Source organism: Streptomyces sp. PA03-1a, from assembly GCF_033792805.1.
GTDB lineage: Bacteria > Actinomycetota > Actinomycetes > Streptomycetales > Streptomycetaceae > Actinacidiphila.
Genome location: NZ_JARAVO010000168.1, coordinates 1 through 21,493, shown reverse-complemented (window position 1 = coordinate 21,493; position 21,493 = coordinate 1). Strand labels below are relative to the sequence as shown.

At 68.1% G+C, this 21,493-nt stretch carries 15 protein-coding genes; 7 read left to right on the top strand and 8 right to left on the bottom strand.

Features of this window, described 5'->3' with window-relative positions:
- Positions 1 to 254 precede the first annotated feature (254 nt).
- Positions 255 to 1,076 (top strand): barstar family protein, encoded by an 822-nt coding sequence (locus tag PV341_RS30935; protein WP_500329960.1) that lies wholly within the window; start codon positions 255 to 257, stop codon positions 1,074 to 1,076.
- Between the two features lie 253 nt (positions 1,077 to 1,329).
- Here PV341_RS30935 and PV341_RS30930 read toward each other — a convergent pair whose 3' ends face one another.
- Positions 1,330 to 2,316, bottom strand: a complete 987-nt coding sequence (locus tag PV341_RS30930) for a hypothetical protein (RefSeq protein WP_500329961.1) — start codon at positions 2,314 to 2,316, stop codon at positions 1,330 to 1,332.
- A 241-nt stretch (positions 2,317 to 2,557) separates the two neighbouring features.
- Positions 2,558 to 4,021: a tyrosine-type recombinase/integrase gene (locus tag PV341_RS30925; protein WP_500359560.1), complete on the bottom strand. Its 1,464-nt coding sequence runs from the start codon at positions 4,019 to 4,021 to the stop codon at positions 2,558 to 2,560.
- 22 nt (positions 4,022 to 4,043) lie between these two features.
- Between PV341_RS30925 and PV341_RS30920 the strand changes: the two genes are divergently transcribed.
- Positions 4,044 to 5,651, top strand: coding sequence for an RHS repeat-associated core domain-containing protein (locus PV341_RS30920; protein ID WP_500359558.1), 1,608 nt, complete (start codon positions 4,044 to 4,046; stop codon positions 5,649 to 5,651).
- Complete coding sequence (locus PV341_RS30915; protein WP_500329968.1) at positions 5,639 to 6,154, top strand: hypothetical protein; 516 nt, start codon at positions 5,639 to 5,641, stop codon at positions 6,152 to 6,154. Before PV341_RS30920 ends, PV341_RS30915 begins: the two co-directional genes overlap by 13 nt.
- 207 nt (positions 6,155 to 6,361) lie before the next feature.
- Here the strand turns inward: PV341_RS30915 and PV341_RS30910 are convergent, their stop codons facing one another.
- The 6 genes from PV341_RS30910 to PV341_RS30885 all read right to left on the bottom strand — a co-directional run bounded on the left by PV341_RS30910 (position 6,362) and on the right by PV341_RS30885 (position 16,565).
- Positions 6,362 to 6,709 carry a hypothetical protein gene (locus tag PV341_RS30910; RefSeq protein WP_500329970.1) on the bottom strand — a complete coding sequence of 116 codons (348 nt, stop codon included), beginning with the start codon at positions 6,707 to 6,709 and terminating at the stop codon, positions 6,362 to 6,364.
- A gap of 348 nt (positions 6,710 to 7,057) precedes the next feature.
- Positions 7,058 to 8,764: an ATP-binding cassette domain-containing protein gene (locus PV341_RS30905; RefSeq protein WP_500359557.1), complete on the bottom strand. Its 1,707-nt coding sequence runs from the start codon at positions 8,762 to 8,764 to the stop codon at positions 7,058 to 7,060.
- Positions 8,761 to 10,461: an ABC transporter transmembrane domain-containing protein gene (locus PV341_RS30900; protein ID WP_500359555.1), complete on the bottom strand. Its 1,701-nt coding sequence runs from the start codon at positions 10,459 to 10,461 to the stop codon at positions 8,761 to 8,763. The genes PV341_RS30905 and PV341_RS30900 overlap by 4 nt, the downstream gene beginning before the upstream one ends.
- 457 nt (positions 10,462 to 10,918) lie before the next feature.
- Positions 10,919 to 13,651: a class IV lanthionine synthetase LanL gene (gene lanL / locus PV341_RS30895; RefSeq protein WP_500359554.1), complete on the bottom strand. Its 2,733-nt coding sequence runs from the start codon at positions 13,649 to 13,651 to the stop codon at positions 10,919 to 10,921.
- A 14-nt stretch (positions 13,652 to 13,665) separates the two neighbouring features.
- A complete protein-coding gene (locus tag PV341_RS30890) occupies positions 13,666 to 15,774 on the bottom strand; it encodes a S9 family peptidase (RefSeq protein ID WP_500359553.1) in 2,109 nt (702 codons plus the stop codon).
- A 572-nt stretch (positions 15,775 to 16,346) separates the two neighbouring features.
- A complete protein-coding gene (locus tag PV341_RS30885; RefSeq protein ID WP_500359552.1) occupies positions 16,347 to 16,565 on the bottom strand; it encodes a response regulator transcription factor in 219 nt (72 codons plus the stop codon).
- A gap of 926 nt (positions 16,566 to 17,491) precedes the next feature.
- Here PV341_RS30885 and PV341_RS30880 point away from each other — a divergent pair.
- From PV341_RS30880 to PV341_RS30865, 4 genes are all read left to right on the top strand, one after another.
- A complete protein-coding gene (locus PV341_RS30880) occupies positions 17,492 to 18,313 on the top strand; it encodes a hypothetical protein (RefSeq protein WP_500359551.1) in 822 nt (273 codons plus the stop codon).
- The gene (locus PV341_RS30875) at positions 18,310 to 19,317 is read left to right on the top strand and encodes a lytic transglycosylase domain-containing protein (RefSeq protein WP_500359550.1); all 1,008 of its coding nucleotides are present in this window, start codon (positions 18,310 to 18,312) and stop codon (positions 19,315 to 19,317) included. The genes PV341_RS30880 and PV341_RS30875 overlap by 4 nt, the downstream gene beginning before the upstream one ends.
- An 83-nt stretch (positions 19,318 to 19,400) precedes the next feature.
- Complete coding sequence (locus PV341_RS30870) at positions 19,401 to 20,516, top strand: RNA polymerase sigma factor (protein WP_500359549.1); 1,116 nt, start codon at positions 19,401 to 19,403, stop codon at positions 20,514 to 20,516.
- Between the two features lie 110 nt (positions 20,517 to 20,626).
- A partial coding sequence (locus tag PV341_RS30865; RefSeq protein WP_500359548.1) for an ABC transporter ATP-binding protein occupies positions 20,627 to 21,493 on the top strand: 867 nt, incomplete at its 3' end.

Below are 21,493 nucleotides of genomic sequence, written 5' to 3'. Positions count from 1 at the left end.
CCAGCCGTCGTCCACGACGCAGCGGGCCAGACGCAGGCGTCCGGTCTCGGTCAGGGGTGCATTACGGTGTGGCACGAGGGCCTTTCTGGTCGCCGGTGCTTCTCTGCACTTCACTCTCACGGGTGACGGCGGTTATGTGGCTCGTCAAAGGACCTCCGAGATGGATGGGATGGGGTCATGGGGCGCGACGGCGCCGGCGACCGCCCGGCAGGTCGCCGAGCGTCGGTAGGATCAGCGCTCTCATTGGGGGTGCGATGCGAACATCAGGGCGGGGCGGCGAGGGGCAGAAGTACACGCTGACCTCGGACGAGGACGACAGCGACTTCTGGGGCTTTGCCCACGAGGCCGAGGGGTTCTTCACGCCTCTGCCGGCTGAGGAGGGGGCTCGCAGAGTGCGCCTCGAAGGTTGCCTCCCGCAGGGTGGCCTACTGAAGAGCGTCGATCATGTCGGTGGTCGTCGTGCCATGGCGGGGAACGCCTGGTTCGATCTCCTCGACGGCGACGGTGCCACCATGGGGTCCTACTTCGTCGGCGAGGTCACCGTCGTCGACGTCAAGCCTTCCGCCCGTGGAGCCGGCCTCGTCGACCTCACGGTGACGCTGTGGTGCGAGAACGCCTTGCCTGGAGCGGAACGAGCGTGGGATCTGCTCCGGACTGGTCGCCTGAACCGCACCGGAATGTGGCACGAACTCGCACCCGCGGACAGACACGCGTGGCTGTCGGTGGCCCTGTGGTCCCGGGAGTACCAACGCCAGGGAAAGCCCGATGCGCCCGCAGGCCAGGCGTTCACCTTGAACGGCCGGCACATCGTCGACAAGGACACCTTCTACTGCGCGATCGGTGAAGCCATCAACGGGCCCGGCGGATACTTCGGCTGGAACCTTGACGCTCTGGACGACTGTCTGAGGGGCGGCTGGGGCACCACCACTCCGTTCACCTTGCACTGGGGTTCCTCGGCCGAGGCCAGGGCACGGTTGGTGGAGCGCGTGCCCGCTGGCGGCGATCGCCAGGTTGCGCTGTTCGACCTGCTCGTGGAGATCTTCGAGGAACGAGGCGTGAGCGTCAGCCTCCGGTAGACCGCCGATGCCCTCGTCCCCGAAGCTGCCTGCTCAGGGACGCGGTTGCCTGACGCGTGCTGCTCAGCGGTCTTCCTCGGCCGGACCGCGGTAGCGCCGGCTTCTTCCTTGGTCTAGTAACGGGCAGCTCTGCTCGTCGGGCTTTTGCTCGATGGCTGCGGGCGGCACCGCAGTCCGCGCGAGATACGGATCTCCCGTCCGCCCAGATGCTCAGCAATACCCGCTCTCCAGTAACTCGGCCACGAAGCCGCTGCTACGACAGTTCTTTCTCGACGAGCCGGAGGTAGCTGAACGGATGCTCTTGCTTTTTCTGCATCACGGGACGAACCTCGCGAGTGGCAATATTGAACCCGACGCTTCCGGCGATACCGGCCGCCCACGCTAGGTCTGGGACGGCCAGGGCTCCCACTACCGCAGTGCTTACCGCCACCGTGGCCGAGATGGACCTGGTGATCCACGCCATGCGACTGCTCTTTACAGCTCCCTGATAGTCCCCGCGTGCCTGGGTCAGTTCGCTGCGCATGCGTTGAAGAACATCGGCCGGGTGTTCCCAGTGCCGGTTGAGCTCACTGAGCATGGCCTGAGTTGCCCTGATCAAACGCTCTCGCTCGGCGGCGTATTTTTCACGGAAGGCCAGAACCTCGGAGGTTGGGGTTCCTGGTGCGGGCATGGGCAGCATGCGGCCAAGTTCCACGCGCCAAGCCGATACAGCGGACCGTGCATGCGGCCTCAGCGAAAGTTCCTCAGCCGTGGACTGATCGGTATAGGGCGTGTAGGAGATACTCGTTGTCGAGCGGGCCACCTCCTGAGCCAACGTGCTGGCCAGGACGAGTAGCGCCTTCTCAGGAACTACGAGGGATCCAAGATGGGGACGCTCAAAGGATCGATGACGTCGAGCCACACCAAGTGCGATAAGCCCCTCTTCGAGACGGAATCCCACCTTTCCCCCGTCGTCAAGGTAGACGGGGCGCCCCCTGTGGGGGCCGAGTGCATGGAGCGAATCGACCATCCCAGGAAAGTCATCGATTTCCCTGTTGGCTAGCAGACTGTAATGACGCTTGAGGTTAATGGGGCGGTAAAATCCCCGGTCCTTGAGATCTTGCAGCGTGCCCATGAGCGTGCGTTCATACGTTTCTTGTCTATCCGATACGATCGAAGCGATGCCGTCCCAGTACAGCAACGCTTCGTGGACCACGTTCACTGGAGGCTTAGCCAAAGGGTAATAGAGAAGGGTAGGCATGATTTCCCCCTGCATGACTCTTGCTGTCGATTTCGCGAAAGAGAATGCGTTCGTTGCGGCGGCGTGGCTGGACTGGCTCAGGCTCGCATGCGATAGGTGCGGTTGTCCGGCCACAGGAGCAGGTCGAGGCCGTACCGGCCGAGAGCCCGCGAGCCGGGCATGGACGGCAGTTCCGTTCGATCATATTCCGGGGGGCGCCGAGGCGTTCGAGGTTCTGGATCGGCCATCGGTCTCTGGAGCGTCATTCGAACCCCTTCGGCCGGCGGCGGGCGGGGATGCCGAGGTGCAGAGTTGGTCGCTGGGCTCGGCGTTGGGTCTCGTCGCGCTTGGCACGGAGGAAGGTGAGGGTGAGGTCGATGCCTTCGATCTCACCGATCCAACCCTTGGCTTCGGCTTGTGCGCGGCGTTGCAGAAGGTCGGCTTCCAGCTCGGTGAGTCGTGCGAGCATCTTGGGGTTGACGTGGAGCATTGGGCAGCGGATGCAGGCGTGTTCGTGTTGGCAGGGGGTGCCGTAAGGGCGTCCGCAGGAGCCGAGCTCGACCTTGCGACGGTCGAAGTGCTCCTCGAACTCGGTCCACTCGTCCGAGGTGGTGTCCCGGTACTCGTCGGTGGGACGGATCTGGCGCCGGTGCTCCAGGTGCTCTTGGTAGTGGCGGATGACGTCTTCGTCGAACACCGCGACGTAGCCGCGAGTGGTCTGGACATTCAGGTGCCCGAGCAGGGCCGCGCCGATGTGGATCGGCAGGCCGCTGTTGACGAGTTCGGTGATGAAGATCCGCCGGAAGTCGTGCGGGGTGAACTTCAGCCCCTTGAAGCCGGGGTGCACTTCGGCGAGGGCGAGGCAGCGCCGCTCGATCATCTTCTGGATCGTGCCGACGTTGAAGACCGCGGGAACCGTGCCGTTCTGCCGCTGGAACAGGAACGGCATCGGAGGACTCCAGACCTTGTCGTGCGGGTCGTAGCGGGGCACGAGCGGGATCGGCCGCCCGGTGCGAGCGTGTCGGCGGATGATCGAGGCGATCACGTGGAAGAGCTCGGCGGACATCGGGATCACGCGTTCGCGGTCGGTCTTCGAAGGAGCGATGACCAGCAGCGCGATGACCTCGCCACCAGGTCGCTGATACTGGCGGATGCTCAGGTGAGTGAGCTCGCACAGCTCCTCGACGCGGACCCCGGAGTGCCGCAGCGTCTCCACCGCTGCCCAGTCCCAGAAGGTGGTTTCCTCCTCGGCGGCTACGTGGACCATCTCGCCGCTGTCGTTGTTCCGCAGACGCGGCGGGATAGGTGCTGTGTGACGGCTGAGCTTGCGGTCGGCTTCGCTCAGCACGCGTGTGTAGCTGGTGCCGGCGAACGTGAACGACTCTCCCTCGACCGCTTCCTCAGCGAGTTGCAGAAGCTGACGGAAGTGGTCGTAGCGGGACTCGACATGCTCGACGAGCACCGGCAGCAGAGGCTGACGCTGGCGGGTGCGGTCGGCACTGCGCTCGTTGATCCGCCGACGGCGAGCGCCGAGCCCGTGCAGGTCGGAGGGCGGGACAGGGCAGGGAGCCACCCACGCAGCCCACCGCTCGGGCTCCTGAGCGGCCCAGGTGTGCAGGTCGTAGTAGAAGCTGCGGACGGAGATGACCAGGCTGTCTGCCCCGGCGCGCGGAGCACCGTTGTCCTTGACGGCGATCATCTGCCGCCAGGCGGTGTAGATCTCCACCGCGTATGACGCGCTTGGCCGCGTGGTGAAGACCACCGACTCCGCCCCGTCGACCACCACCTACACCTACGACACGACCAAGGACCCCCGCGGCCTGGAAACCTCCCGCACCGACTCGGTCGCCGGAACCTTCTCGGCGACCTACGACGCGGACGGTGACCTGACCACCCAGGCCCTGCCTGGCGGCTACACCCTCACCCTCGGTCAGGACGAGACCGGCCAGGAGACCTCCCGGGTCTACACCCGCGACAGCGACAATCTCCTCGTTGCCTCCGACACCGCCGACCACTCCGTCCAGAGCCAGGTCGTCGCCGAGACTGGATCCAACGGCCAGACCCGCGACCGCGCCTACACCTACGACGCCGTAGGCCGTCTGACCCGCGCCGACGACACCGCCCCCGATGGGTCCTGCACCCGACGGGACTACACCTTCGACAACAACACCAACCGCACTGCCCTCGCCGTCGCCACCAGCGACGTCGACACGGCCTGCACCTCCACCGGCGCGACGACCACGTCCTACACCTACGACAGCGCCGACCGGCTCACCGCCGCTGGCACCATCTACGACGCATTCGGCCGCACCACCACCCAGACGTCCGGCGCCACCATCGGCTACTACACCAACGACCTGGTCCGAAACCAGACCTCCGGCACCAGCCGGCAGACCTGGACGCTCGATGCGGCAGGCCGCCTTGCTGCCTGGACCACCGAAACCAACACCAGCGGCACCTGGACCCAGACCGCGTCCAAGACCAACCACTACGGCGGCGAGGGCGACAGCCCCGATTGGACCCAGGAAAGCGCCAGCAGCCTGAGCCGCAACGTCCAGGGCATCAGCGGAGACCTCGACGCCGCCACCAGCGCCACCGGCAATGTCGTCCTCCAGCTGACCGACATCCACGGCGACACCACCGTCCAGCTCCCGCTGGACACCGCGCAAGCACCCGTCGCCCTCGCCTACGACGAATACGGGAACGCCGAAAACGGTACCTTCGCCGGACGCTACGGGTGGCTTGGCAGTAAGCAGCGTTCTAGCGAAACCATCACGGGCACCATCCTCATGGGCGTACGCCTCTACGACCCCACGACTGGACGCTTCATGTCCGTCGACCCAGTACCCGGCGGAAACGCCAACGCCTACGAATACTGCAGCGGCGACCCCGTCAACCGATTGGATCTTGACGGCCGATTCGGATGGGGAAAGTGGTTGGATAGAGCCAGTACCGGCCTCGCTGTCGCGGGAATGTTCGGCTGCGCCGCGTGTGCGGCAATTTCCGCGGGGATTTCCCTGGGGCGCGGAATCTACAAGGTGCGTCACCACGACCGAAGCGGCTGGATTGACATCGCCGGAAGCGTCACCTTTGGTGCAGGGAAGGGATTTGGTGCGGCCGGCAGGCTGTGGAAGGCTCGCAGGCTTGGCCGCGCACCCAAGGGCATCGCTGGCAGGGGTAGATACTACAAGCGGGCGCGAAGCAGGGCAGCGAAAGCAAGCCGCCGCTATCACCGCCGCTACACTCACCGCGCGGATCGAGTCGACCGCTGGTACGGAGGGGGTTCCTTGGCCTACAGCGCATACGGCGAGTATCACTCCTACCGACAGCAAGGATGGCGACGATGGCTTCGATGAAGCGAAGGGCCAGCGGACCGTTGCGATATACGGAGCACGGCCTGACCTACGTGGTAGCGCTTCTCCTTGCCGGAGGCGATCGAGTGGAGGCCGCCCAGACGGCAGTTGATGGCAGTAAAGCGGTTACTGCTGTCCTCCATCAGCAATCCCGGGCGATCACCAAACGAGACGCGTCGGAGGTCTGGATCCCTGCCGCGGAGACCATGGCGCTCCTCTCATGGTTCTGGTTCGTTATCGTGGCAGCGGCAGCGGTACTGGCCCTGGTTTTTGTGCCGTCCAATCCGGATCCGTCCATTCTGGTCCCGATCGCTCTTGTCCTGGCATTCCCCAGCGCCATGTTCGTCTCCCGGCAGGTCTGCTACCAAGTAATTCGGCGGATCCTGATAAGCGAAAACGTCTCGCGTTCAGCGCTTCTCTGGATTCGGCGTTGGCACAGTGTGCCTGCAGTCTGTGTACTCGCTACGGCGATGTGGGCAGTTTGGATGTTCACTTTCTCCGGTTGATCGGCCGCCCGTAGCGGATCAACCGCAGGTGTGGGGCTTCTCCAATGGAGCCCCACACCCTGCTGGCCAACGAATCTAGGGTGGGTCAGTGATGTTGCGGGCATCGACTACCTGATGGATCTCCAAGACCGCTTCACCCGAGGAAGCGGTTTTGCTGCTTGCCGCCAAGCCCGCGGCGGCGGCGAAGTGAGTGAAATCGGGGCCCGGTCATGGTGTCCCGCCGGTCCGGCACGGGCACTTGCTGGCCCGGCCGTCCTCTCCGGTGACCCAGCCGTAGTCACAGCTCCCGCAGTACGTCACCGGTCCGGCGGGCGCTGCGGGGGCAGCGGGTGGTGACCAGTGCTCCAGGTGCCGTTCCAGGTCCAGCCACGTCGGTTCCCGGGCCATGTCGACGGCCGCTTGCGCCAGGAGCTCTTCCGCCGTTCCGGCGGCCGCCAGTGCTGCGGCGGCGCGGGCCACCCGCTTGTGTCCCAGGACCGGAACCGGGTGCCCCCTGCGGCGCCGGGCCTCCGCCCACGCCTCGGCCACACGATCCCCGGCTGCCTTGGGGTTCACCAGAACGGGCCCTGCTGCCGGCCTACCAGTCCCGCTGGCTCGCGCCCTTTACATCGCGGGCCGGTGAGGACGGCATGGGTACCGCCGAGAGTTCGCGCCTTCCTGGCAGGCTCGCGGTCTCTCTCTTGGGCACCACCGCTGCGGTGCCATTGCGGCACCGCGACCAGGCCCGCGAGGCCGCCGGGGAACGCCCCGGCTACCTCCCGCTGTCGGCCGAGGCCGGTCTCCGGGCCCCCGCGCCGCCCCGGCCGGCGAGCTGTCGTGCCAACGCCGTCGTAGGGCCGGCCACCGGTGCGTTCTCCTCGAAGGGCACGGCGAACCTGTCGGGCGGTGGCTCGATGACGGTGGTCACCCGACGAGCTCTGCGGTCTCGCTCCAGTGGCCCACGAGCGCCGCGTAGCGGGCTGACGATCGCAGGAGCTCCTCGTGCGTCCCCATCTGTATCCGGGTGTGGTCCATCACCATGACCACCTCTGCCCGCAGGGCGGAACTGATCCGGTGTGCGATAACGACCAAGGTGCCCTCCCGTCGGGAGAACGCCTCTTCCGCGCGGGCCTCGGCTGCTGGGTCGAGGTGACATGTGGCCTCGTCGAGGATGGTCACGACGGCGTTCGCCAGGAAGGCACGGGTGAGGACGAGAATCTGCCGCTCACCCGCTGACAGGTGCGCCGGGGCGAGGTGGGCGTCGAGGCCCCCGAGCCGGTCGACCAGGGATTCGGCGCCGACTGCACGTACGGCGCCCTCCAGCTCCGCGTCGGTGACGCCCTCGCGGTGGTAGGCCAGATTGGCCCGCACGGAGCCGGTGAACAGGTAGCCCTGCTGCGGCACGAGGTTCACGGACGTCCGCAGCGAGTGCCACTCGAAGTCCTCCAGTGGGCGGCCGTCGAGCCGGACCGTTCCGCTGTCCGGGCGGAGCAAACCTGCCAGGAGCCCGCCCAGGGTCGACTTTCCGGTCCCGCTGGGGCCGACCAGGGCGATGTGCCGGCCGAAGGGTATGGCGAGGGAGAGTCCGCTGACCACCGCTCGGGTGGGGCCGTAGGCGAAACCGAGTCCCTCGGTCTTCAGGACAGGTCTGGGGGGGACCGTCTCGCGCCCGGTCGGGATGGTGTCGAGGGGAGGCGGCGTCTCCTGGATGCGGTGCAGATTCACGAAGAGCGGCACCAGGGTGGAGCTGACGGTCTGCGTGAGGGAGCGCAGCAACGGCACCAGGGAACTGAACAGGTAGGTGGCCGCGCCGACGAGGCCGCCTGTCGTCAGTCCCGCCGCCGTCCTAAGCCAGGGTGCGGTCAACAACAGCAACGCCAGCGGCAGGTACCCGCCGACCGCGACCACCACCGCCCGAACGGTACCCGTGCGGCCGATGGCGCGTACTGCGGCAGCCTGATGGTCGATCGCCTGACCCACCTGCGTAGCAGCGCGGGCGGTCGCGCCGCAGGCAAGGACGTCCCGCAGCGCCGTGAGGACGGCCCGGGTCTCGGTCGAAAGCTCCTCACCGGCGACAGCAGCTTCCTGGTGGATCCGTGTCAGCGCCCTGACCTGGCCGATCAGGAGCCCGATGGCGACGACTGTGCAGACCGCGACCGAAGCCATGAATACCGGGGAGAGTACCGCCAGGCCGAACAGCACGCCGGCCACGGAGAAAGCCTGCTGACGCATGGTCAGCAGCGTGTCGCCCGTCAGCACGCGTACGGTCTCCGCCTGGGTCATGATGCGGGCGGCGGCACGGTTTCCGGTACTCAGGTCGGTGCTGCCGGTGCTCTGCAGCGCACTAGCCACGGTTCGCTGGACCAGCCGGTCGCGCAAGGGCTCGACGAGCTCGGCCACATGCCGTGCGATATGTGGTTGGGCTGCGGCGCTGACGGCGTAGGCGAGAGCCACCAGCGACAGCCACGCAAGGCCCACACCTGCTCGGTGACGAAGGAATCCCTGGTCGATGGCGGTGGCCACGCACAGCCCGGAGAGGAGGGTGGGTGTACTGTCCGCGACCGACCACAGAAGCAGCCTGGTCAGTGGCCGCCGGGCGCCCGGCATGTGCATGGGCAGCAGATCTTTCATGGGGAAGGCTCCCTCGCCGGCATGTGGGTGGCGAATGCCAGGCGGTATGCCTGGTGCTGCCACAGTTCCTGATGGGACCCCAACTCCCGGATCCGTCCCTGGTCCAGCCAGGCCACGAGGTCGGCGCGGGCGGCGGTGGCCGGGCGGCGGGCCACGACGATCCTCGTGGTGCCCGCCAGGCGCTCCTGGATCGCCTGGGTCACTTCCGCTTCCGTGGCGGTGTCCAGACTGGAGGTGGCGTCATCCAGGACGATGGCGTCCCGTCCCTGGAGCAGCGCCCGGGCGATGCCGAGCCGCTGCAGTTCGCCACCGGAGCAGGCGAGGCTGCGCACCGGGGTCTGCAGACCCTCCGGCAACCGATCGACGAAGTCGGAGATCTTGGCGATTCGGCAGGCTTGGGCGACCTCCTTCGCATCTGCGTCCGCCCGGCCGTAGGCAAGTGCCTCCCCCAGGGTGCGACCGACCATGACAGGCTGTTCGAAGGCGAAGGCGACACGTCCGGGGGCTACGGGGGTACCCGCCAGGGCGACGGTCCCGGTTTCGGGAGTGAGCAGTCCGCCGGCGAGCAGGGCGAGCGTAGACTTTCCGGAACCGGAGGCACCGACGATCGCGAGTTCCGAACCAGCCGGCACCCTCAGGTCGCATTCCTGAAGCACGCCGCTGTCGCCGTACCGGAGGCTCACCCGGGACAGCGCGATCTCTGCTCCCCCTACGGCCGGGGCGTACGGCCGGACCGTGGCCTCGGCCACCGCGCGCTTGGCGGGCAGCTCGGCCACCTCGTGCACACGCCGCCATGCGGCGATCATGTGGGCGAAGTGAGTGATGCCGGACAACTGGCTGAGCGACTGCAGTCCATATGCCAGATAGCCGACGGCAGCGACGAGCGTCCCGACGGGGAGCCGCCCCTCGGTCACCTGTGCACCGCACAGGCCGAGCACGGAGAGCTCGGTCAGGCCCGTGAGCAGGTTAATGCGGGTGCCGATCTTGCCGGCGACGGCCCAGTCCCGACGTCCGACAGTGGACAGGTCCTTCAGTGGTTCGGTGATGCGCGCGAGTTCACGCTCCTGTGTGCCGGCCGCATGTATGGTGCCCAACCCGGTGAGGGCATCGTCCAGCGCGCTCACGATCGTCGCCTGGACGCTCTGGTACCGCTCGTAAACGGTGGTGGCACTTTTCGTGCTTCGCCATAGGATGACGGCGGTCGCTGTGGCCCCGGCGGCGTACGCGAGCGCCAGGGTCCAGTCGAGGTACAGCAGGGCGAGCATGGCTCCGAGCGCGCTGAGCGCGGCCATGACGCAGTTGATGAGGGCGAAGCCCATGTCGGAGGCGACGGTGACGTTGCCGGTGATCCGAGCGAGGAGGTCGCCCGTCCTGAACCGCTGAGTGGCGGGCAGGCCCGCGTCGAGGACCTGCTGGATCAGGGAGCGGCGGAGCTGGGCACCGGCTGCGGCCACGGAGGCGTTCTTCGCGCGGCTCGCCACAACAGTGGCCAGCAGGGCCGCAGCCAGGGCTGCGACAGTCCATCCGGTGGTAGCGGCGGCCCGGTGGTCGTCGAACGCTGATTCGATGGCCCGGTCCAGGAGCACCGGCAGTGCGAGAGAGGCGGCCGCGCCTACGCCGCTCGCGGCGAAATAGAGCGTGTGGGGGCGCCACGACGCCCGCATCACGCTGAGGACTGGCTGTATCGAGCGGAACACGGTGCCCTTCCGGTGGCATGCCTGCGGGTTGTGGGCCCGGAAGGGGTCCCACAACCCGCAGGATCGATTCACCCGTCAGACGGGTGGTGTGTTACGGGGCGGTGAAGAAAGTGCCCGGCGTGGTGTTGCGGCCCGTGCACAGGCGCTTGGGGGCGCCGTTGTCCTTGCGCACACGCTGGAGCGCGGCGAGGGTCTTCGTGCCGTTCATGAGGTGTCCTTTCGGATGGTTTCCGGCCGCTGCGTCGACAGCGGCTCGTGAGGGGTCGGACTACCAGGTCCAGAAGCTCTGGACGGAGCCGAAGCGGCAGATCCGCTTGGGGGCGCCGTTGTCCTTGCGCACACGCTGGAGCGCGGCGAGGGTCTTCGTGCCGTTCATGTGTGGTTCACCTCCTTCGGTCATGTCAGGGGGGTTGGTGCATCGGCCGGGCGGCCGAAGATCGTGGGTCCCTGGGTGCCTTCAGCGGGACGGGGTCCAGGGGTGCGGGCCTCCGTGACGCAGACGCAGGAGGAAGGAGAGCGGTCCCGGCATTCCGGTGCCGTAGTCGAAGCCGGTCTCCAGGCCGTTGTCCGAGGGCAGGAGCCAGAGACCGTCCCTGCGTACATGGCGGACGACGATGGAGTCGGCGCACTCCTGGGCATGTTCGGTGTAGGCCGGGTCACCGGTCGCTTCAGCGAGGTCGAGGAGGAAGTGGCCGTATCCTGCGAGTCCGTGGCAGTGACCGGTCGGCGTGAACGGAATGGACTGCACAACGGCCCGGGCTGCCCCTTCCGCCAGCTCTCGGTAGCGCGGGGTGCCGGTGGCCTGCCAAAGCTGGGTCAGGAAGGTTCCCACGCCGGCCGATCCATGGCACCAATGCTGTCGGACGGCAAGTGGTCGCTGCGGGGTCTCGCTCCAGAATGCGGCTTGTGTGTCCGCGTCGACGACGGCTGCGGCCACCAGCGTTTCGCCACAGGCCTGCGCCAGTTCCCGACAGGCGGATCCCGCTCCTGCCGCGGCTGCCGACAGCAGGAACGACCCGATGCCGGCCGTACCGTGGGCGAATCCGTGGAAGACGCCCCGGTCGACGGGAGTGGGGAACATCTCGCGCACGCGCCAGCCGATGCCGGTTTCGCCGTACGACGCGGCTTCGGCAAGCCCTTCGGCGCACTTCCGCCAACGCTCCCTCAGGGAGGGGTCGCCGGTCAGTCGCCACAGGCGCAGCAGTGCCGTACCAGCACCGGCCAGGCCGTGCATCAGGTCCGGGTTGGGCCACCTGACGGGAAGCCGTAGAGCAAGGGCCGTGGCCCTGGCCGCCGTGAACTCGTCTTCGACGGTGTCGGCCAGTTCGTACGCGGCCCAGCTGATCCCCGCATGGCCGGAGTACAACCCGGGGAGAACCCGGGAGGTGTCCTGGAGCCGACCGTCGAACCAGCGCGTCGCCCGCACGAGGGCACGCCGCCAGCGGGTCTCGTCCAGAGCGAGCTGCTCGCGTAGCCGCCAAGCCTGGACCAGGACTCCCGCGCCGCCGGCCGCTCCGCACTGGAGCGAGCCCGGCAAGGCGTCCGTACCGAAGGACGGCACCGGCCACAGCCATGTCGCATCGTGGTCGAGTGAGTCGACCAAGTGGGCCAAGGTGTCGGCGATCACGCGCTCCTCGGTCGCGGCGGGGCCGCGTACGAGCTCCGGAGCCGGCTCCGGGGCCCGCTTGGCACCGGTCGTCGCCGCGTCGGTCAAGGCCTGAGCGGCGCCGTCCAGCGACAGGCGCTTGTCCGGCTCCCGTTCCATCAAGCCGGTGATCACCGGCGCGAGAACCCGGGCTTCGGGCAACTGATGTGCAGCCTGTGCGAGTCGCTGCGCCACCTGCTCGGCGATCGTGCGGTCGGCCGGAACGTCCTCGGTGGGCCACGGGCCCTCCCGGACGACGAGGAAGAAGATCAATGCCCCGAGTGAGTAGCGGTCCACCGCGGGATCGGCTCGCGGGGCCTGGTCGGATGCGGCAACCCGCTGCTCCGGAGCAGCGAAGAAGGGTGTTCCCAACCGCAGACCGGCTGCTCCTGTTTCCGCCGCGGTCTCCAGGTCTATCAGCCGGAGTCCGCCGTCGGAGGTCAGCATCACGTTCCCCGGCGCCAGGTCGCGCAGTACCACGCCGGAGCGGTGTACAGCGGCAAGCATGTCGACCAGACGTGCGGACAGAGCCGTGCTCGCGTCCGCGCTGCGCAACGCGGGGTGTGCTTCGCGGTCGACCGCGTCCTGGAGGCTGTCACCGACCAGCTCCTCCTGGACGAGGAACAGGTCGTCGTCCACGCCGAACTCGTCCAGGAGACGGGGGACGTACCCGGTCGAAGCCAGCCGCTCCAGCATCCGCGCCTCGTTGCGCAACAGGTCGCGGGCGTCTCCTCCATCTGCCTGGGTGTCGATGTGCGGCCGGGCCTGCTTGATGATGACCCGGTCCCCCGTCTTCTGGTCCACGGCCCGATAGACGCCGCCCTTGCTGGTGTGTCTGAGGGCGTCGGTCACCCGGTAACGATCGGCGAGCACGACGGCTGCCTCGTCGTCCCCGCCTTCCTGGTCGTCCCCAGCGGTCTCCTGCGCCCCGTAGATCCCGGCCGAACGGGTGTCGAACGGATCCACAGCCCACGGCGGAGGGTCGAACCAGGCGTTGCGCTCGTCCGGCACCAGGCTCCCGTCCGGCGCCATGAAGGTGTCGACGTGAAGTCCGGCGTCGTCCAGCACGCGGGTGCCCGCGAAGGTCCCGTACCTGTACTGGACACAGCTGCCCGGCTGATACTGGCGGTCCGTCAGGATGTGCGGTGCGGCGAACTGTTCGGTGGCCGCATGCAGGCGTCGCACCAGTCTGCGGAACTGCCCGTCACTGTCGGGGTACACGGTGAAGAGCTTTCCCGCGGCCGACCGGTCCGCCTGACGGCTGACAGCACGCCGGTAGACCTCCGCGTCCCTGACGAACTTGAACGCGCACTGCTCTTCCAGCAGGACGGGCAAGGCCGCGCGCACGATGGAGTCGCAGTCCCCCACAGTGGCCGAGAGATGGATCTTCCAACCCTGGTTGCGCATCCGGTGACCCACGGGCCTGACCTGGAACCAGTGGTCACCCGTGTGGGTCTCCCACCAGGAGGCGTCGTGCTCCGCAAGAAGACCGTTCAGCTCCTCGGCCCAGCGTGTGGACGTCTCGGCTTGGGTCGGCCGGCTCATCGATGGATCCTTGCTCATGACGAAGACGAAGTGGGGACGGGTTCTTTGGCGGCCGCCGTAGCGGTGTGAATGATCCACGCCAGGACGAAGGCTTCGGCACTCCGGGCGCCGTGCCGGTCGGACTGCCCCCCGTGTCCTCCGACGAAGTCGGTGCGCAGGAGGAAGGGGCCGCCGCTGCCGACGGCGCGGAGCCGGGCGATCCATTTGGCCGGTTCCCGCCAGGCGACCCGGGGGTCGTTCAGGGCGGCGACGGAGAGGATGGGTGGGTACGTGAGGTCGGACACGTTCTCGTACGGCGCATAGGACTTGATGCAGTGGTAGGCCTCGGGGTCCGTCAGCGGGTCTCCCCATTCCTCCCACTCGGCGGCAGTCAGCTGCTGGGACGGATCGAGCATCGTGGTCAACGGATCAACGAACGGAGCCTCGGCCACGACGCCTGCGAAGAGCTCCGGCGCGGTGTTGACGACAGCTCCCACAAGCAGCCCGCCCGCGGACCTCCCCCGAGCGATGATGCGGCCCGCGCTGGTCCAGCCCGTATCGATCAGATGTCTGGCGGACGCGAGGAAGTCGTGGAAGGTGTTGGGCTTCCGCAGCCCTCTCCCCTCGTCGTGCCACCGGGGCCCCAGCTCACCGCCGCCCCGAACGTGCGCGAGGGCGAATACGATGCCGCGGTCCAGCAAGGAGAGACGGGACGCCGAGAACCATGGATCCAGGGATGATCCGTAACTCCCGTACCCCACCATCACCAGCGGTGCGGACCCATCCCTCGGCATGCCGGAGCGGCAGACCAGAGAGATGGGCACCTGTGTGCCGTCCGGGGCTGTCGCCCAAGTGCGGTGCTGCTCGTAGCGGGATGGGTCGAACCCACCCGACACGTGGCGCCGACTGACCACCGTGGCCTTGCCCGTCGGGATGTCGTAGGCGAGCAGCGTGTCCGGGGTGGCCAGCGACTGGTATCTCACGCGGTAGGTGCGCGCCCTGTAGTCGAGGTTGAGATCCGGCTCGGCGGTGAACACCGGTTCCGGGAAGACGACGTCGTACGGGCTTCCGGCACGGGGGATCACCCGGAAGCCCGGGACCCCCTGTCGGCGGAACTCGAGGACGGCGTGCTCGGCGAACGCGTCGATGCTCACGAAACTGGTGCCCTCACTCGGTTGCGCCAGCCGCTGCAGGTTGGAGGTGTCGGTCTCGGGTGCCCAGTCGAGGACGAAATCGTCCATCCCGGCGTTGTGCAGGACAAGGAACCGGCCGTCCTGGTGCTCCACCTGCATCCGGCAGGCTCCGGCCCGGCCCGTGCCGAAGACGGTCGGCGCCAGAAGCGGATGGTCGGCGGGGAGGTACCGGATCTCACTTGCGTGGGCGGCGTGCGACTCGATCAGCACGTACCTGCCGGAACGGGTGGTGCCCACCGTGACCCAGAATCGCGGGTCGTCCTCCTGGTACACCAAGGCGTCCGGTTCGCCGACGGACACACGATGACGCCAGACCTGGTGACGGCGGCCAGTGCCGTCGACCTTCACGTAGAAGAGGACACCGCCGTCGCTGGACCACGCGCTTCCGTACGATGTTCCCGGGATCTCGACCGGCAGGTCCTCTCCCGAGGCGAGGTCCTTCACCCGGAGGGTGAAGACCTCATCTCCGAGGTGGTCGACGGAGTAGGCCAGCAGCCTGCCGTCGGGCGTCAGGTCGAAGACACCGATCCCCATGTAGTCGTGGCCGTCGGCTAGCGCGTTGAAGTCGAGGACCATCTGTTCGCCCGGGAGTGGGTTCCCGCTTGCCGGATCAGGGGGAGTGTCCTGGTTCTGAACCGGGAGCCGGCGGTGGACCGGGTATCGGTCCTCCGGCCGGACCCGGTCGAAGTACCAGTAGGAGCCCGTACGCACCGGCGTGGTCGGATCCGCCCGCCGCGCACGCTGCCCGATCTCCGCGAAGATCGACTCGTGCAGGGTGGCCAGATGTTCCGTCGCGCGGTCTGTGCGGTCGTTCTCGGCCCGCAGGTGTCGGAGGGTCACCGGACTGCGGGTGTCGGCGAGCCAGGCGAACTCGTCGACCACGCGATCTCCGTGGTGGGTCCGCACCTGCGGCTCCTGGCCCGTCGTCACGTCGGTGAACGGATCGGACATCTCCTCCTCCTTCCCGCGGTCATTGCATGTTCCCCGGAGCGATTCCGGCAGTGTCTTCGGCTCGCGTCGTCGCTGGAGCAGCCCACGCGACGTCTCTGCGATGCCCAGAACTATGGCAATGGGCGGATCACAGGAACAGTCACGAATGTTCGTGACCAGAGGCGCTTGCGAAGCGTGAGCAAAAAACAAGAGCCGGGGCCGTCGTCCCTCCCCTCACGGGAAGGACAACAACCCCGGCAGTGGCTCCCACGGTCCGGTCGAGGCCGGGCTGGGCGCCCGAGGAGTCGCGAGCCGACAAGAAAGCGCCGGTTGTGTTCCGAACCGGTCCGGGAGGTAATGACCCAAAGGCGGACGGCGGGCTACGCCGCCCGGGTAGCGCGCGTGCACGCCGGATCGTCTCCGGCTTCACTCACCCGCTGTGACAGCAGACGTCACCGGTCGACGTCGTCGCCCGCTGCGAACACCCTCATGCGAGCCTCCACGATCGGCCTGACCGAGCCGAGCGACCAGGCGGAGCCCACCAGCGGCATGCTCGTCCCCCCTGGGCCCCGCACCGCATCACGGGTTCACGATCAGCAGTCCGCGTGTCCCATCCCGAGGGCGAAGACGGTCAGTTGCGTACGGTTTGCCGCTCCGGTCTTCTGACGCAGGCGGCGCATGTACGTGTCCACGGTGTGCAGGCTCAGATTCAGCCGACGGGCGATGACGGCGTAGGTCTCCCCCTGGGCGACGAGACCCAGGACCTCCCTCTCACGCTGCGTGAGCCACGCAGACTCCTTGCCGAGGGGCACCGGCCCTCCGCCCGAGGCCGCAGACACAGTCGACAAATCCATATGTACCTCTCAATCCTGCCTCCGACCACCTCCTCACAGCACGTGTGGGCGATTCCGGTGCTCAGAGTGCTGGCGCGTCGCTGCTGCGCAGATACGCCGTTCTACTATCGTCTTGAACGATCTCTGATCGCACCGCCCGCACGATAGAACTCCTGTGCCTTGATCAGCCCGGTGCGACGCTCGCGGCCTATGCGCCCGCGGAGGACGTGGTCGAGTGATCCGGCTGCCGCGTTGACGGCTTCCTCTCGTCAGCGAGCTTTCGACCCGACGAACGGTCAGGTGGCCCCCAGACGGGGCGGAATTGCGCGGCCCGATGCGGGCGCACAGCCCGTGCGGCCAGAACCGGGCGGGCCTGTCCGCGCCCAGGGGACCGCCCCCGACCAGGCGGGGCCGCGGCGGCGAAGGCCGGCGCACGGCAGCTGCTGATCCTGAACAACGGCTACGGTAAGTACGACCCCTGGGCCGACCTGCCCGAAGGCGCCCCGCTCCCGGTGGCCTCGCTCGGCACCGACGACAGCGCGCGGCTGCTGAGCGGCTCCGCAAGCCCGGGACCGCGACGCTGAAGGTGGTCTCGCACCCGTACCCGCGCTACGTCTACGACCTGATCCGCCACCAGGAGGGCTCGGTCCCGAAGGATCCGTCCTACCGGCCCGGCTCCGGAGAGCTTGCGCGCATCGACGAGTCATTCCGCAACACGACACAAACTGAAGCGACTGAAGGTCGCTGTGACGTGTCCGTTTTGGGAGACGGCTTGATGTGTGGCCAAGCAACAGCGGTCGCGGCCCAGGGCACCCTCACCTCATGGGTCACGGCGGGATCCGACATCCGCTGGATCCCGGGCGCGGGCACAGGGGACCTCGGTCAGGGAGGTGTCGCACGCTCGTATGCACCGCGAAGCGTCACCCACGAGATCTGGTTCTCCCCCATCCAGCGCCCGTCTGCTCAACGACGGCATCAGTCAGCAGGCGCCCTACCGGATCGGCGATGTCATCAGCACATCCCTGGTGCCAGCTTGGGGCGACTCCGGTGGCCATGCAGGGATCGCCTGGGTCGACGGCGCCACGTCGAAGATCTCGCTGTACCAGGGCGACCAGCTACTCGGCGAGGACTACAACCAGCGCATCGTCACCGTCGAGGAACTGTCGCCGGAACCGCAGCCCTACCGGATCGTGGTAGAGGGTGAGCGGAACATGCCCGACCGCCCGTACTCGACCCGCACCCGCACCGAGTGGAGCTTCACCTCCGCTACCACGGACTACACCGTCCTGACGCCGCTGCCGCTGGTGCAACTCGACTACGCCGTGGCCACTGACGTGTCCGGCAAGGCCCACCGACGCACCGACCTGGTGGTCACGCCCTCGCACCTAAAGGGCGCGACGGACGCGGGGGTGGTCCGCACGGTGGCCCTCGAAGTCTCCTACGACGACGGCGCCACCTGGCGCAAGACGATACTGCGGCAGTCAAGCAACAGCTGGAAGGCGCAGCTCGACGCACCGTCCAGGGCCCGGTTCGCCAGCCTGCGCACGACGGCGCGGGACACGAAGGGGAACAGCGTCAGCCAGACCCCACATCGTCCACACGTCTGGCCCGCCGCCACGCCCTCTGAAGAGGCGCCCGCCCGATCCCCAAATTTTTGCGCGACGGACCTGCCCTCCGGCCGCGTAGAGCAGACGACGGATTCATGCACGGAGGGGACTGCACGATGACAGTGCGTGCGCTCATTGGAACACTGAGGGGTGCCAGGGGTACGGCGATCGCGGCGGCGGCGATTGCCGTGCTGACCGCGTCACAAGCGCCAAGGGCGGTCACTGCCGAAGCCGCAGAGCCCGCACGGAAGGCGGCACCCGCCGAGCACGGCCTCAGCGTTTCCGGCGACACCCCGTACCGCACCGAACTTCCACCGCTGCGGACACGGAAGAAGGGCATGGCACAGGGAGTGACGGGCGGCAATGTGCCTGCGAGTGTGTTCGCCGCGTACCGGCGTACCGAGGAGGATCTGGCGCGTACCGCGCCGCGCTGCCACCTGCGTTGGCAGTTGTTGGCCGCGATTGGCCAGGTGGAGTCAGGGCAGGCACGGGGCGGCTGGGTGACTCGGGACGGTACCACCGTGACACCCATCCTCGGCCCGCGGCTGACCGGCGGCGCCTTCGCTGTCGTGGCGGATACCGACGGCGGCGCGTATGACGGGGACGCGGTGTACGACCGCGCGGTCGGTCCGATGCAGTTCATCCCGTCCACCTGGGCCCGCTGGGGAGCGGACGGTAACGGGGACGGACGGACGGATCCGAACAATGTTTACGACGCGGCGCTCGCAGCCGGCCGCTACCTGTGCGCGGGCGACCGGGACCTGTCGAACCCGGCCGACCTGGACCGGGCGATACTGGGCTACAACCACTCGGACGCCTATCTGCGCGCCGTCAAGGCGTGGTACGTGTACTACCTGACCGGACACCGCGTGGTGCCGGACGCATCCGCCGGATCCCGGCCAGTCCGGCCGAAGCCGTCCGGCCCGAAGAGGCAGAAGCTTTCGCCGCCGAAGCCGTCGGACGACCGGAAGCCGAGCACTGGTCCTTCGCGCATGCCGTCGACGTCGCCCGCCTCACCCTCCCCCAGGCCTTCCCTCGCGGCCGGGGCGACGCCGCTGGTTCCCGTCCCCGAACTGACCCTCTCGCTGCCTGGGGGCGGCGTGCTGCCTGAGGTTCGCCGCTGACCACTGGCAAGGGCCGGAACGCCATGGGTGTCCGCCTCTCCACAACTGCCACTACTCGGCGGTAATCTCGCCACGTCGGAAGCATGTACCGGCGGGTGAGTGCGAAGGGGCGGCCCCTCATGGCGACGGATATGCCTGCGGACACAGCGGCCGCCGACGAGCGCTGGCAGCGCCTGTGGAGCCATCGTGAGCAGTTGCTCAAGGTGGCCCGGCGGCGATCGGTGAGCCGGGAGGACGCCGAGGACGCCGTTCATGAGGCGATGTTGCGAGCCGCGGAGCGCCCGGACCTCGACGACGAGCGGCTCGGCGCCTGGTTGACGACGGTAACGATGCGGCTGTGCGTTGACCGGCACCGGCAGGTCAACCGCGAGGCCGAGGTGGGCAGCCGCCCCGCACTCATGACACCGGGCCCGGTACCCGTCGAGGAGGCGGTGTGCGACCGGGCCGAGGCGAAGTGGCTGGCGGTGCGCAGCGGCGAATTGCCCGCCCGGCAGGCGGAGGCGCTTCGGCTGAGGTCCGAGGACCTGGACGTGAACCAGGTCGCGGTGCGGATGGGGCTCAGCTACCGGACCGTCGAGTCGCTGCTGGCCCGGGCCCGGCGGACTTTGCGTGCCTCGTTGGCCGGAACGCTCGGGCTGGTGCTGTTCCTGGTCGGGCGCGGACGGTTGCGCGGGGGCGGCAATGCGCAGGCGGTCGCGTTCACTACGACGGCGGCAACCCTGGTGGTGGCGGGGTTCGTGCTGCCGTACGCGCTCGACGCGGGCGGAAACGGGAGTGGTCCGGCGCCGCGGCCGGCCGTGTCCAGCGACCCGCGGCTCCTGCACGGCGAGGTCACGGGCCGGGGGCGCGCCCCCGCAACACCCACCCCGTCGTCGCCGGCGCACGGGCCTTGGGGCCGGACGCCCTCACCCACCGGGGGAACGTTTCTGCCGGTGCCGGTGCCGGTGCCATCCCTGGCGGACGTGTCCGCGTTTCCGCCTTCGGCGCCGCAGGTCCCTCAGGTTCCCGAGGTTCCGAAGGTGCCGGGGCTGCCGACGGCCGTGACGGGCCTGCCGACCGTCGTGCCGGGTCTGCCGACGGGGTCGGTCGCCTCGTCGCTCCCGTCGCTCCCGTCGCTCTCCCCGACCTCGGTCGTACCTCCGCTGTCTGTCTCCAGCCCGGGGACGCCTTCGCTCACGTCGTCGCCGAAGCTGCCGTAGCGCCCCGCACACACGTCCGCAAAAAAATTCTTGGTTCGCCGCGACGGACGCACCTCTCTTCCCCGTAGAGCAGTTGTCGGGACTGCTCCACGGCCGAAGGATGGAACCGGATGGGTGTCGAGATCTGTGTGGAAGGGCTGACCAAGTCCTTCGGCCACCAGGTCATCTGGCAGGACGTCTCGCTGACGCTGCCTGCCGGGGAGGTCTCGGTGATGCTCGGCCCCTCGGGGACGGGCAAGTCGGTGTTCCTCAAGACGCTCGTGGGGCTGCTGAAGCCGGAGCGGGGATCGGTGAAGGTCGCGGGCCGGGACATCACCCGCCTGCGCGAGCGCGACCTGTACGAGGTGCGGAAGCTGTTCGGCGTGCTGTTCCAGGACGGCGCGCTGTTCGGCTCGATGAACCTCTACGACAACATCGCCTTTCCCCTGCGCGAGCACACCCGCACGTCCGAGAGCGAGATCAAGCGGATCGTTCTCGAGAAGATGGACATGGTCGGGTTGATCGGCGCTGAGGGGAAGCTGCCCGGCGAGATCTCCGGCGGTATGCGCAAGCGGGCCGGGCTCGCCCGTGCCCTGGTCCTCGACCCGGAGATCATCCTGTTCGACGAACCGGACTCGGGCCTGGACCCGGTCCGCGTGGCTTACCTCAATCAGCTCATCGTCGACCTCAACGCACAGATCGACGCGACCTTCCTGATCGTCACCCACGACATCGCCTCGGCCCGTCAGGTGCCGGACAACATCGGGCTGCTGTTCCGGCGCGAGCTGGTGATGTTCGGGCCCCGCGAGGAGCTGCTGGCCAGTGACGAGCCCGTCGTACGGCAGTTCCTGAACGGCCGGATGCAGGGGCCGATCGGCATGGCGGAGGAGAAGGACGCGGCCCAGGTCGAGCAGGAGCTGGCCCAGATCGATGAGGGTGTTCGGGCCGATGTGCTGACCCCGCGCCTGCTGCCCAGCCCCGGCATCACCCGCCCGCCC